12 protein-coding genes are annotated in these 12,298 nt (G+C 69.3%); 2 read left to right on the top strand and 10 right to left on the bottom strand.

Annotated features, from left to right (window positions below):
- The first annotated feature begins 121 nt into the window (after positions 1-121).
- Entirely contained in the window at positions 122-952 is an 831-nt protein-coding gene (locus ACH3VR_RS15830) for an NAD-dependent epimerase/dehydratase family protein (protein WP_397557287.1), read from the top strand.
- A gap of 69 nt (positions 953-1,021) precedes the next feature.
- On the opposite strand, the gene ACH3VR_RS15825 is transcribed toward ACH3VR_RS15830, so the two are convergent.
- The 3 genes from ACH3VR_RS15825 to ACH3VR_RS15815 all read right to left on the bottom strand — a co-directional run bounded on the left by ACH3VR_RS15825 (position 1,022) and on the right by ACH3VR_RS15815 (position 4,249).
- Positions 1,022-1,936 carry a carbohydrate ABC transporter permease gene (locus ACH3VR_RS15825; RefSeq protein WP_397557286.1) on the bottom strand — a complete coding sequence of 305 codons (915 nt, stop codon included), beginning with the start codon at positions 1,934-1,936 and terminating at the stop codon, positions 1,022-1,024.
- A 13-nt stretch (positions 1,937-1,949) separates the two neighbouring features.
- Positions 1,950-2,831 carry a carbohydrate ABC transporter permease gene (locus ACH3VR_RS15820; RefSeq protein WP_397557285.1) on the bottom strand — a complete coding sequence of 294 codons (882 nt, stop codon included), beginning with the start codon at positions 2,829-2,831 and terminating at the stop codon, positions 1,950-1,952.
- A 101-nt stretch (positions 2,832-2,932) separates the two neighbouring features.
- A complete protein-coding gene (locus ACH3VR_RS15815) occupies positions 2,933-4,249 on the bottom strand; it encodes an ABC transporter substrate-binding protein (RefSeq protein WP_397557284.1) in 1,317 nt (438 codons plus the stop codon).
- A 178-nt stretch (positions 4,250-4,427) separates the two neighbouring features.
- Between ACH3VR_RS15815 and ACH3VR_RS15810 the strand changes: the two genes are divergently transcribed.
- The gene (locus ACH3VR_RS15810; RefSeq protein ID WP_397557283.1) at positions 4,428-5,444 is read left to right on the top strand and encodes a LacI family DNA-binding transcriptional regulator; all 1,017 of its coding nucleotides are present in this window, start codon (positions 4,428-4,430) and stop codon (positions 5,442-5,444) included.
- Positions 5,445-5,480: 36 nt separating this feature from the next.
- Here the strand turns inward: ACH3VR_RS15810 and ACH3VR_RS15805 are convergent, their stop codons facing one another.
- From ACH3VR_RS15805 to ACH3VR_RS15775, 7 genes are read right to left on the bottom strand one after another with little or no spacing between them, the layout of a single operon-like run.
- Positions 5,481-6,746 carry an MGH1-like glycoside hydrolase domain-containing protein gene (locus tag ACH3VR_RS15805; protein WP_397557282.1) on the bottom strand — a complete coding sequence of 422 codons (1,266 nt, stop codon included), beginning with the start codon at positions 6,744-6,746 and terminating at the stop codon, positions 5,481-5,483.
- 50 nt (positions 6,747-6,796) lie between these two features.
- On the bottom strand, positions 6,797-8,512 hold the full coding sequence (locus tag ACH3VR_RS15800) for a hypothetical protein (protein WP_397557281.1): 1,716 nt from the start codon (positions 8,510-8,512) through the stop codon (positions 6,797-6,799).
- Between the two features lies 1 nt (position 8,513).
- Positions 8,514-9,269 carry an SDR family NAD(P)-dependent oxidoreductase gene (locus ACH3VR_RS15795; RefSeq protein ID WP_397557280.1) on the bottom strand — a complete coding sequence of 252 codons (756 nt, stop codon included), beginning with the start codon at positions 9,267-9,269 and terminating at the stop codon, positions 8,514-8,516.
- Positions 9,270-9,271: 2 nt separating this feature from the next.
- Complete coding sequence (locus ACH3VR_RS15790; RefSeq protein WP_397557462.1) at positions 9,272-10,192, bottom strand: phosphogluconate dehydrogenase C-terminal domain-containing protein; 921 nt, start codon at positions 10,190-10,192, stop codon at positions 9,272-9,274.
- Positions 10,186-10,980, bottom strand: a complete 795-nt coding sequence (locus ACH3VR_RS15785) for a sugar phosphate isomerase/epimerase family protein (protein ID WP_397557279.1) — start codon at positions 10,978-10,980, stop codon at positions 10,186-10,188. Before ACH3VR_RS15785 ends, ACH3VR_RS15790 begins: the two co-directional genes overlap by 7 nt.
- Positions 10,977-11,828 (bottom strand): triose-phosphate isomerase family protein, encoded by an 852-nt coding sequence (locus tag ACH3VR_RS15780; protein WP_397557278.1) that lies wholly within the window; start codon positions 11,826-11,828, stop codon positions 10,977-10,979. The genes ACH3VR_RS15785 and ACH3VR_RS15780 overlap by 4 nt, the downstream gene beginning before the upstream one ends.
- Positions 11,828-12,298, bottom strand: coding sequence for a ribose-5-phosphate isomerase (locus tag ACH3VR_RS15775; RefSeq protein ID WP_397557277.1), 471 nt, complete (start codon positions 12,296-12,298; stop codon positions 11,828-11,830). Before ACH3VR_RS15775 ends, ACH3VR_RS15780 begins: the two co-directional genes overlap by 1 nt.

Raw genomic sequence — 12,298 nt, 5'->3', positions numbered from 1 at the left:
GTCGAAACGTTTCATTTTGAACTATAGTCGATGCATAACGACTGAGACAACGAAGTTGTGACGTTTCAAACACGCGCCGCCGAGCGTGAGGCGATACGGTGGCGCCGACGCGGAGGAAGCCATGTTCATCGGTGTGACGGGAAGCGGCGGCAAGCTCGGGCGGGCGACCGTCGCGGCGCTGCGTGAGCGGGGCCACAACGTCGTCGGGTTCGACCTGACGGGAACGCCCGGCCCGGGTTTCGTGCGCGTCGACCTCACCGACTACGGACAGGTCCTCGACGCCTTCCTGGGCGTCACCGCCCGGCATGACGGGCTCGACGCGCTCGTGCATCTCGCCGCGCTGCCCGTCAACGGCCTCGTTCCGGATGCCGCGACGTTCGACAACAACGTGAGTGTGACGTTCCACGCCCTGTTCGCGGCGCATCGCGCCGGCGTCCGCCGGATCGTGAGCGCGTCGAGCATCACGGCGATGGGCTTCCCGTTCGAGACCGCGCCGCCGTTCCTCCCCGTCGACGAGACGTACACCCAGGCGAACAACACCTACGGACTCGGCAAGGTCGTCGAGGAGGCCATGGCCGGTCAGCTCGCGTCGTGGCATCCCGAATCCTCCATCACCGCGCTGCGCTTCACCAATGTCGTCGACGAGACCGAGTACGCGACCTTCGAGCGGGCGGGCGATCCCGGCTACCGTCGCGACCTCATCGGCACGTGGATCGACGCGCGCGACGGTGCGACGGCCGTCGTGCTCGCCCTCGAGGCCGCGCAGCCGGGCTTCGAGGTCTACAACGTCGCAGCGCCCGAATCGGGCCTGTCGATCCCGTCGCGCGAGCTCGCCGGCCGCTGGTTCCCCGGCACGCCGGTCGCCGACGACCTCGGCGAGTTCGAGTCGCTCGTCTCGACGCGCAAGCTCCGCGAGCGCCTCGGGTTCGTCGCGCAGCACGACTGGCGCTGACCCGCGGCCGCGATCGGCGCGGACGGCACGAAGGGCGGCGGATCCGGCATCCACCGCCCTTCGCATCGGTCAGCCCTTGACGGCGCCTGCCGCCAGGCCCTTCATGATCCGCTGGTTGAGGAAGAGGTAGAGGATCAGGATGCCGAACGTCGTGATGCAGATCGCGGCGAACAGGGGACCGTAGTTGATCGCGCCGTACTCGCCAGAGAAGTTGAGCAGGCCGACCTGGATCGTGTTGAGGCTGCGCTTGCCGCCGAAGATGAGCGCGATGAGCAGGTCGTTCCAGATGAGGAAGAACTGCACGATCGCGACCGTGATGACGGCGTTGCGCATCATCGGGAAGCCGATCGCGAAGAAGGACCGGGTCATCGAGGCGCCGTCGATCGTGGCGGCTTCGAAGATCTCGCGGGGGATGGCACGGAAATAGGTCGCCATCATGAACACCGTCAGCGGGAGGCCCGCTGCCGTGTAGATGAGGATCATCGGCAGGTACGAGTTGTTGATGCCGAGCTTGAAGAACGCGTTGAACAGCGGCAGCACGATCATCTGGCCGGGGATCATGATGCCCGCGAGGAACACCAGCAGGATCGTGCCGCGGCCCTTGAACACCAGGATCTCGAGCGCGTAGCCCGCCGCCGTGCCCAGCAGCACGATGAACACGAGCGAGGGGATCGTCACGATGAGCGAGTTGGTGATCGTGGTGGCGAGGTTTCCGGTCTCCCACGCGATGACGTAGTTCTCCCAGTGCCATTCCGCGGGCAGGGCGTACGACGGATTGCTCAGGAAGTCGGCGTTCGACTTGAGGGAGTTGATCACCATCCAGAACAGCGGATAGATGAACACGACGAGCAGGAGCGCGATCGTGATCCAGGCCGGGATGCGGCGCATGGCGTGGAGAAAGGCCTGACCGGGCGTGCGGCGCTGCGGCTCGAAGGCCCGCGGCGTGTGGACCGCGGTGGTCTGCGGGTCGATGGTCGAAGTCATGGTCGTCGCTCCCTCAGACGGTGTTGTCGCGTCGCGACGAGCGGAAGATGAGCAGGGTGACGATGAGGCACATGATCGTCAGCAGGAGCGCGATCGTCGAGCCGTAGCCGAAGTCGCTGTACTGGAACGCCGTGCGGTACATGTACAGCGTCAGCGGCGTCGTGGAGTTGCCGGGCCCGCCGCCGGTAAGGGCGAAGACCGAGTCGAACACCTTGATCGTGCCGTTGATGCTGAAGATGAACGACGCGAAGAGGATCGGCAGCGACATCGGCAGGATGATGTGGCGGAAGAGCTTGAACGACTTGGCGCCGTCCATGCGGGCCGACTCGATGATGTCGTCGGGGATGTCGAGAAGGCCCGAGAAGATCAGCACGCCGTAGAACCCGACGGAGCGCCACACGTCCATGATCACGATGACGACGAACGCCGTCGTGCCGGCGCCGAGCCAGTCGACCGACTGCAGGCCGACGTTGACGAGAAGCTCGTTGACGAGGCCGTCGCTCGGAGCCGACTGGAAGAGCTTCTGATACAGGATCGCGATCGCGACGGTCGGCAGCACGACCGGGAAGAAGACGAAGGTGCGCACGATGACCGACGACCTGCGCAGCACGAACTGGTAGAGCAGTGCCAGGCCGTAGCCGAGCACGACCTGCAGCAGGGTCATGAGCACGGCGTACTTCACCGTGAACCAGAACGCGTCCCACACGTACGGGTCGTTGAACAGCCGCTCGAAGTTCTTGAGCCCGGTGAACTCGAACCCGGTCAGCACGCTCCCCGTGAAGAACGTGAGGCCGAACGACCAGGCGACCGGGAGAAGGATGATGAGCGTGTAGACGAGGAGCGCCGGCGTCAGCAGCAGCGTGATCGCCTTGCGGTCGCCGAGGACGGACTTCATGAGCGGCGGCCTTTCGGGTAAGCGGGTCGGGGGCTTGGGGTGCGCGAGGGTGGCGCCCCGGTGCGCCTGCCGAGGAGACAGGCGCACAGGGACGGCGGGCGTCAGCCCTGGTCGAGGGCGTCCTGGACGGACTTCATGAAGTCCTCCGGCGACATCTGGCCGGTGACGAGAAGCGCGGCGTTGGTGGACGAGATGTTGCTCGCCTTGGCGTTGAACAGCGCCTCGAACCACAGGACGCTGTCCTTGGCGGTGGAGATCTCGTCGGCGATCGTCTGCGAGATCGCGGGCAGGTCGACCTTCTCGTCGGCGATGAAGCCGGTGATCTGGCCCTGCTTGAGCGCCTCGTTGCCGTAGTTGGTCGCGATGCACTTCAGCCAGTCGCCGACGCCGTTGTCCTTCGAGTATGTCTTGGCGTTGAAGGTGGCGGGAAGGCCGACGTTCGAGGGGTACTCGTCGATCGAGCCCTTGCCGCCGTCGACGGCCGGGAACTTGAAGAACCCGACGTTGTCGGCGCCGATCTGATTGCCGTCGCCGTTGATGTTGCCCAGCAGCCAGCTGCCCATGTAGATCATGGCGGCCTTGCCGGTGAGGAACTCGTTGGTCGCGGCGTCGTAGTCCAGCGACGCGACGTTGTCGCCGAAGTAGCCCTTCGCGCCGAGGTCGGCGATCGCGGCGGCGGCCTTGACGTACTCGGGGTCGGTCAGCTTGGCCTTCCCGTCCGCGACCTTCTGCAGTGCGTCGGCGCCGAGCGTGCGGAAGAGATAGCCGCTCACGAGGCGCGTGAGGGGCCAGCCCTGCTCGCCGGAGGCCGCGAACGGCGTGAGGCCGGCAGCCTTCGCCTCGCCCGCGATCTTCAGCAGGTCGTCCCACGTCGTCGGGACCTCCCAGCCGTTGTCGGCGAAGACCTGCCTGTTGTAGAAGATCCCCTCGATGTTGTACTGGTAAGGCAGGAACGTGAACTCGCCGCCGTAGAGCTTCTTGATCGTCGAGACGGCGCCCTCCGCGATCTTGTCGCGGACGCCGAGCTCGGTGAGCGCCTTGTCGAAGTCGACGAGGTAGCCGTTCTTCGCGAGCTTCGCGCCCTCGGCGGGGTTGCCGCCGGCGGAGAACATGGGGGGCAGCCCGTCCTGCGTCGCGAGGAGCTGGATCTGCGCGTCGAGGTCGGCCTGGGGGATCGAGCTGACCTCGAGCGGCATGGCCTTGTTCTCGGTGGTGCACTCGTTGTCGCTGAGGGCCTTGAGCACGGGCTCCGTGGTCGTGTTCTCGGCGTTCTTGAGGAACTCGAAGCTCGAGGGGCTGTCGGTGCTGCTGGATCCGCCGCCGCCGGAACAGCCGACGAGCACGAGCGCGCTGGCGCCGAGGAGAACCGCTGAACCCAAGAGCGGCTTCCGCAGACGCCGCCGTCCTGCTGTGAACACATTTCCTCCTTGAAAAGTGGGAGCGTCTTCTTTGAGACGTTTCAAGTCTGATCGTAGAATGCCGGTAACGGCGCTGTCAAGAAGATTGAAACGTCACAAACAGGTAACACCGGGAGTGCTGTACAGTGCTGTTCAATCTGCGGGCGACGACGCTGCGCGATCCAGAAGGAGCTGTGCAATGGCCAGGACCGGCATTCGGGGGGTTGCCGAACTCGCGGGGGTGGCGATCGGCACCGTGTCGAACTACCTCAACCATCCCGATCGCGTTTCCGCCGACAAGGCACAGCGCATCCAGGCGGCGATCGACGAGATCGGCTTCGTCCCCAGCAACGCCGGCCGGCAGCTGCGTCTCGGCGTCTCGAGCGTCATCGGCTACATCTCGCCAAACGTGAGCAATCCCTACGTGTCGGAGATCGCGGAGAGCGTCGAGCGACGCGCGACCGAGCGCGGCGTCACGGTCTTCCTCGCCAACTCGCACCGCAGTCGCGAGCGCGAAGACGACTACCTCGCGGTCTTCGAGCAGCATCAGGTGCTCGGGCTCCTCGTGTCGTCCGACGGACCGATCGAAGACCGGCTCGCCAGTGTGCGTCGCCGCGGCACGCCCTCCGTGCTCGTCGGTCAGCGCGCCATGTCGTCAGGACAGCCCTCCGTCTCGATCGACGACGTGTCGGGCGGTCGCCAGGCGGGGCGCCATCTCCTGGAGATCGGATGCCGCCGCCTCGCCGTCGTCGGCGGGCCCCTGAGTCTCGCGCAGATCGCAGACCGCTTCGCGGGCCTCAGCGAGGTCGTGCGCGAGTCGGGAGGTGCGACCCTCGAGTTCATCGATGAGACCGACCGCAGCGTGCGGGGCGGCCTCGCCGTCGGGGCGGCGCTCATGGCCCGCCCGCCCGAGCTGCGGCCCGACGGCATCTTCGCCGTCAACGACCTCCTCGCCCTCGGCATCCTGCGGGTGCTCGTGGGTGCGGGAGTCGGCGTGCCGCACGATGTCGCGATCATCGGCTACGACGACACGGCCTTCGCCGAGGGCTCGGTCATCCCGCTCACGAGCGTGCGCGGTCGCCACGACAGCTACGGCACGGCCGTCGTCGACATGCTGTTCGACGTCGTCGAGGGGCGCACGATCGACGAGCCGCACCGCGTGTTCGCGCCGGATCTCGTCGTCCGAGCCAGCACCGACGGCTTCGGCCGCCGCTGAGGCATCCCGCCCCCCTTTGCGGCGGCCGAGCCGGGTTCAGAACTCCGCGACGGTCCTGCGCCCCTCGAGGTGGGCGATCATGTTCATCACGAGGAAATTCCAGTTCTGGAACCCGTGCGTGACGATGGGCTCGCCGCTGTCGGGGTGGTAGTACTCGTGCAGCGAGCCGTTCGTCTCGAGGTCCCGTCCGAAAAGGCGCACGGTCTTCTCGGCCAGCTCGGCCGCGTCATCCGCGAACCCGTACTTGAGGAGTCCGCGGAACACGAGGTAGTTGCTGATGCCCCAGATCGGCCCGAGCCAGTTCGACGGGTTGTTCGAGGCGCGCAGGTCGTACATCTTCTCGAGGCGTGACAGCGTGCGGATGCCGTAGTTCGCCGAGAAGGTGCGCTCGTCGCGGTAGCGGTCGACCATGCGCTCGGCCTGCTCCTGCGACGCGAAGCCCGCCCACAGAGGGAGGAAGCTCGACCAGTTGTCGATGCGGATCGGGAGCGAGCTCCACCGCCGGGGCGCGCCGCGGTGCAGCCAGTCCTCGGGATCGATCGCGCGCAGTCCGAGGTCGACGCTGTAGAACGTGCCGTCGCGCTCGTCCCACGCGAAGCGGTTGAGGGCGTCGACGAGGTCCTGCGCCTGGCCGCGCGCAGTGTTGGCCGCGGGCACGTCGCCGGCGAGCTCGAGCAGGTAGCCGTAGGCGAGCAGCTCGCGGTACAGGAGGCTGTTGAGGTAGATCGCCGCCGTGCTCTTCTCAGGCCGGTAGTAGACCGACGGATCGTTGTCGACGCCGACCGCGAAGTCGGTCTGCCAGTACGCGAGGCCCGTCTCCGCGTGCACGTGGCTCTCGAGGTAGCGCTGTACGAACCGGCCGATCGTCTCGAGGTGCGGCCGCACCCAGTCCACGTCGCCGCGCCGCTGCACGAGCAGGGCGGCGTGCTGCGCCAGCACGGGCTTGTGCATGTTCTGCGCGAACCCGCCCGCGCGCCCCGGGTCGCCGTGCGTCAGCGAGCCCTTCGGGCTGAGCTGGATGGGCATGACGCCGTCGGCGCCGGTGTGGTCGATGAAGTTCAGGATGCTGCCGCGCTCGTACTCGAAGAACCGTCCCGGCTGGTCCGTGTCGGCCTCGACCTGGCCGAGCGCGATGCTGATCGTCCAGGAGTCCCAGTCCCACAGGGCACTCGAGTAGTACGGCGATCCTGGGCTGCTCGGAACCGTGTACGGGTGCGCGAGGATCCCCTCGGGCTCGCGCGTCATCTCCTGTGCGCTCTCGAGGATGTACTCCTCGAGCAGTCGGGCCCAGCGGTCGTGCATCGTTGCTCCTGTGCTCTCCCCGGGCTCCGGGGATCGTGGGGTGGGGGACTTCAGATCTGCAGTGCGAGCCAGCCTTCGGCGGGTACGGATGCCGCGTGCTCGGCGCCGTCCACGCCGATGACGAGGTCGCGCGCCGACGTGTCGAGGTTCGCGACGAGCACCGTGCGGCCGCCGCCGACGGCCCACACGAGGCCGTCGGGACTCGTCGCAGAGCGCAGCGGGCTGCCCGCCAGCGCGGCGAGGGCGCGGAGCACCGCCGCGACGGGTCGTTCGGTGCCGTCGGCACGGACCACCCCGCGCGGGCCCCACTTCTCGAAGTAGGCGACGCTCGCGACGCCGGGCACGGCGAGGGCCGCGGCGCTCGCGACGGTCCAGGCGGCGAGCTGCGGGGAGTCCTGCCGGTCGTCGTCGGCGTCGGCGAACTGCGGGCCGTAACCGCGAGCGAGGTCGATGTCGGCCGGCATGGGCGGGCGCACCGTCGCGACGTCGTTGAACCGCGGACGCAGCGCGACGGGGCCGATGTGCACGGGTGCACCGCCGGCGAGGCGCACGGCCTGCTCGGCGACGAGCCGCTGCATCCCGAGCGACTCGAGGAGCTGCTCGGTCGTGAGGCTGTGGAAGAGGGGCGTCGTGCTGAAGACGATCCCGTCGAGGTCGGTGGGGATGCGGTGGCGCTCGCGGTTGAGCTCCGTGAAGTGCGCACGCGAGCCGCCGACGACGGGAACATCGAGGCCGGCCCGTGCCGCGGCCGCGCGCAGGGCATCGGCGACGTGGACGTCGGTGACGTGCGTGAGCGGATCGAAGGCGCCCACGCGCACGACGGGCAGGCCCACGAGGCCCGCGACGAGCTCGTCGAGCGCGGCGGGGTTCTCGGGGTCGAGCACGAGCCGCACGTCGAGGGGGCGACCGGATGCCACGGCCCGCGCGAGCGCCGCGTGCCGGCTGGGGGCCGCGAGGTCGAGTTCGACGAGCACCGCCGTCGCGAGCGCGATCACCGGGGGTGCGGGATCCGGCGCCGACGAGGCGCCGACGACAAGCGCCGGGAACGGCGTGCCGGTGTCTTCGAGGACGAGGCGATCGGGGTCGGCCTGCGTCTCCGGCTCGGCGATCCGCTTCACCCGCACGGCGATCGCCTGGCGCACGCGCTCACCCGCGTCGAGCGGATAGGGGAAGGGCTCGGCCAGCGGACGGCTGTACGTCTTGAACGAGGCATCCGTCCAGTTGCGCTGGTCTTCCATCTCGAAGACGTCGCCCGTGAAGCGGAGGTCGACGGCGAGGCCGTCGTCGTCCCACTCGAGGCCCGCGATGTCGAAAGCCGGCTGGTGCGGGCTGATCTCCTGGGGGAACGCGGATGCCTCGACCGATGCGTCGGAATGCGTCACGGCGAGGAGCCGTCCGGCCACCTGCGGCGGGTGGAGCACGACGAGCCCCGTGCGGTTGGTCTGGAACGGCGTCGTCGAGATCGCGTCGAAGCTCACGACGAGCAGGTCGCCGGCCGCGTCGACGCGCACGGTGCCGCGCAGCTCGGCGTCGTATCCCTCGGTGTGCACGAGCACTTCGAGGGTCGACTCGGTCACGGCGACCTGCTCGACGATCCACGGGGCCGTGTTCCAGTCGCGGTCGCGCACCACGGCGCGGACGCTGCGCAGCACGCGGCGCCCGTCGTAGGTGAGGTCGGCGAGCTCGTCGTCGCGGAGCTCGAGCGCCCAGAGCCCGCCCCGCCAGAAGCGGGACGGGCTGTGCGAGGAATGCCAGATGTCGGTCATGTCAGAGCGAGGTCATCCCGCCGTCGACCTGGAACAGCGCTCCGGTTGCGAAGGCTCCGTCGTCGCTGGCGAGATACACCATGATGCCCGCGACGTCGTCGGGAGTGCCCGCACGGCCGATCGGGATGCGGCTGATGATCGCGGCGCGCGACTCGGGGTCCTCGCTGATCGCGGCCACGAGCGGCGTCTCGGTGTAGGCGGGCTGCACCGTGTTGACGCGGATCCCCTTGGAGGCATATGCCGCGGCGACGGTACGGCCGAGGCCGTGGATGCCGGCCTTCGACGAGCTGTACGCCGTGAAGTCCTTGCCTTCGCCGTTGACGCCAGTGGGGCTGCCGGTCAGGATGATCGACCCGCCCCCGCGCGGCAGCATCGAGCGCACCGCGTGCTTGACCGTGAGGAATGTGCCCGTCAGGTTGATGTCGATCGTGCGACGCCAGACGTCGAGGTCGAGGTCGGCCGCAGGCGCGTCCTGCCCGAAGAGCTGCACGCCGGCGTTCGCGACGACGACGTCCGGCGCCCAGCCGTCGGCCTCGATCTCGGCGAAGGCCGCTTCGACCGCCGCCTCCTCGGAGATGTCCATCGTCACGGCGCGCGCGTTCGGGCCGATCTCGGCCGCGGCGGCCGTCGCACCCTCGCCGTTGCGATCGGCGAGCACGACACGGGCGCCCTCGCGGGCGAACCGCTGGGCGACGGCGAGGCCGATGCCCAGCGCACCTCCCGTGACGAGCGCGGTCTTGCCTTCGAGCTGGCCCATGGTCAGCGCTCGATGTGGTCGAGGTGGAGCATGCGGGCGAGGTTGCGGTCGAGCTCGTCGTCGCGGAAGATCTTCTTCCAGTCGTCCTTGATGATCGACTCGCGGCCGTAGTCCATCGCGATGAGGCACGCGTCGCTGAACGGGTTGTCGCCGCGCAGGCCGTTGGCGAGGGCGACCTGGGTGTGGCCGTACAGGATGCTGCGCGCGGCCGCCTCGGGGACGCCCATCGTGTGGATGGCCTCGTCGAGGGCCTCGTTGAGGAGCGCGCCGATCATGCAGGCGACGGTCTCGACGAGGGTCGGCTCGAGCTGGGCGAGCTGCTTGACGGTGACGAAGTGCACGTCGATGACGGGCGCGTAGATGGCGCGGACCGTGGCCTCGACGATCGCCTTGTGCGCGGGGTCGTCGCTTTCGACGGCGGCGATGGCGTCCTGCGGGGCGGCGATGCCGCCGAACGTGTCGGCCCATTCCTCCTTCGTCGTGCGCTCGAGGAACACCGACGGGTGGCACGGGTGCGCGACGGCCTGGATGACGTCGTCGCGGGTCGTGAGCAGGCCCGCGTAGGCGGCGGCCGGGTCGAGTGTCAGCACGATCGCGCCGGACTTCAGCTGCGGCACGAGGTCGGCGGTGACGGGGCCCAGGGCGAGGTCGGGAACGGCGAGGACGACGATGTCGGCGTCGGCGACGGCGGTGGCGGCATCCGTCAGCTCACGGCCCGCGTCGATCGTGCGCTGCCGGCCGGCGGGGGAGTTCTCGACGTACCAGACGGTGTGGTCGGTCCCTGCGAGGTTGTTGGACACGCGCATGCCCATCTTCCCGCCGGCGCCGACGACGGCGATCTTGTACGCGACGTCAGTCGCGGCCTGCCCTGAGCTTGCGGCCTGCCCTGAGCTTGTCGAAGGGTCCGTGGTGGTGCTCATGATGTGCTCCTCAGATAATCGATGGTGGCGCGGGTCCATTCCCGCTCGGTTCGGATGGTGGTCTCGGCGTCGCCCTGCCAGGGCAGCCAGTGCTCGACGATCTCGTCGATGCCCCGCTCGCGCGGCCGCACCGTCTCGAGCAGGTGGGGGTAGTCGTGCAGTCCCGTGCCCATCGACGCGCCGCTGTAGGTGAAGCCGACCCAGCCGGCCTGGCGGTCGAAGGCGAAGTCCTTGACGTGCACGTTCGCGACGAGGTCGGCGGTGAGGCCGACGCAGTCGCGGGGGAGTTCGAGGCGCGCGACGACGTTGGCGGGGTCGAGGCAGATCCCGAGCTGCGGGCTGCCGAACGACGCGACGAGCTTCACGAGGTCGGCGGTCGCGACCTGCTCGTACGTCTCGAGGGCGAGACCGACCCCCGCGGCCTCGTAGGCGGGCAGCGCCTCGCGGAGCCACACCTCGGCCTGCGCCGGCGTGGGGCGCGAGTCGGGGCCGTACAGCATGCTGCGCACGAGCCGAGCGTCGAAGGCTTCGGCGAGGCGCAGGTAGCGCTCGAGGCGGGCGGGGTCGATGCCCTTCGTGCCGAGCTGGATCGTGAGGCCCAGGTCGCGCGCGACCGCGGCCGCGTCAGCGACCTCGGCGTCGGACATCGCGTCGAGCGGCGCGTAGTCGCAGATCTGGAAGAGGTCGACGCCCGCGTCCCGCGTGGCCGTGAACGCCCCGGTGAGCGACAGCGGCTCGGCACCGCGGCCTGCGTGCTGCCAGAAGAACGCGTACGTTCCGAGCCCGATCATGCCGACGCTCCCCGCCCCGGACGCTGAGCCTCCACCTGGCTGCCGAGAGCGCGGGTGGCACCCGCGGTCTCGGCAGTCCGCTGGAGGCTCACGGATGCGGCGTGCGCGGCGGCCTCGTCGAGCACCGCCACGAGGTTGTCGACGTCGTGCGCGAAGCGGCCGAGGAAGAGGCCGTCGACGGCGTCGCCGAGCTCGGTCAGCAGGCCCGGACCGGCGGAGCCGCCGTAGATCACGACGCTGCCCGCGCGGTCGGGGAGCGCGTCGAGGGCTGCGCGCAGCGCGCGGGCGACCGTGGCGATGTGCTCGACGGGCGCCGGCTCGGGCGCGCCGATCGCCCAGACCGGCTCGTATGCCACGATGACGGGCCCCGCGGGCGCGCCGGCGAGATCGGCGTGCAGCTGCGCGATCGTGGCGGTCGCCGCATCCGCTCCGGAAAGACGGGATGCCTCGCCGATGCACAGCACGGGCGTGACGCCGTGGCGCAGCGCGGCGGTCGACTTGGCGGCGACGACGTCATCGGTCTCGCCGAAGAGGCGGCGGCGCTCGGCGTGCCCGATCTCGGCGACGCGGACGCCCGCCTCGACGAGCTCCGCGGCGGTCACTTCGCCGGTGTAGGCGCCGGGCTCGAACTGCGACACGTCCTGCGCGCCGACCAGCACGGGGGTGCCCGCGAACGCGTCGAGGGCGGGCAGGACGCCGAGGTAGCTGGGGATGACGAAGATGACGACATCGCCGGATGCCACGGCCGGGTGCGTGCGCACGCGTTCGGCGACGCGCGCGCACCAGTCGATCGCCTGATGATGGCCGAAGTAGGCCTTCAGGCTCACGCCGACCGTGGTCTTGGGCATCAGCAGGACCCTGTCGTCTCGTATTCGCTGATCGCGGCGACCTTGGCGGCGGAGGCGGAGGTGGGGTCGAATCGGTAGGTGAGCCACTCCCGCACGAGCCGGCGGGCCAGTTCGAGGCCGACGACGCGCTGGCCCATGGTGAGCACCTGGGCGTCGTTGGAGAGCACGCTGCGCTCGACGGAGAACGAGTCGTGGGCGGTGACGGCGCGGATGCCGGCGACCTTGTTCGCCGAGATCGCGACGCCGAGGCCGGTGCCGCAGATGAGCAGGGCGCGGTCGGCGTCGCCGCGGGCGATCATCTCGGCGGCTTCGACGGCGACCTTGGGGTAGGGGGTGTGCCCGTCGGCGCCGACGCCGACGTCGGTGACGGACGCGACGAGGGGGTTGTTCTGAAGGTCCTTCTTGAGGGCTTCCTTGTATTCGAAGCCGGCGTCGTCGCAGCCGACGACGAGGCGGAGGGGCTCAGCCAT

The sequence above is a fragment of the Microbacterium alkaliflavum genome (genome assembly GCF_044325405.1).
GTDB lineage: Bacteria > Actinomycetota > Actinomycetes > Actinomycetales > Microbacteriaceae > Microbacterium > Microbacterium alkaliflavum.
The sequence above is the reverse complement of the archived record's forward strand: the minus strand, read 5'-3'. Positions and strand labels throughout refer to the sequence as shown.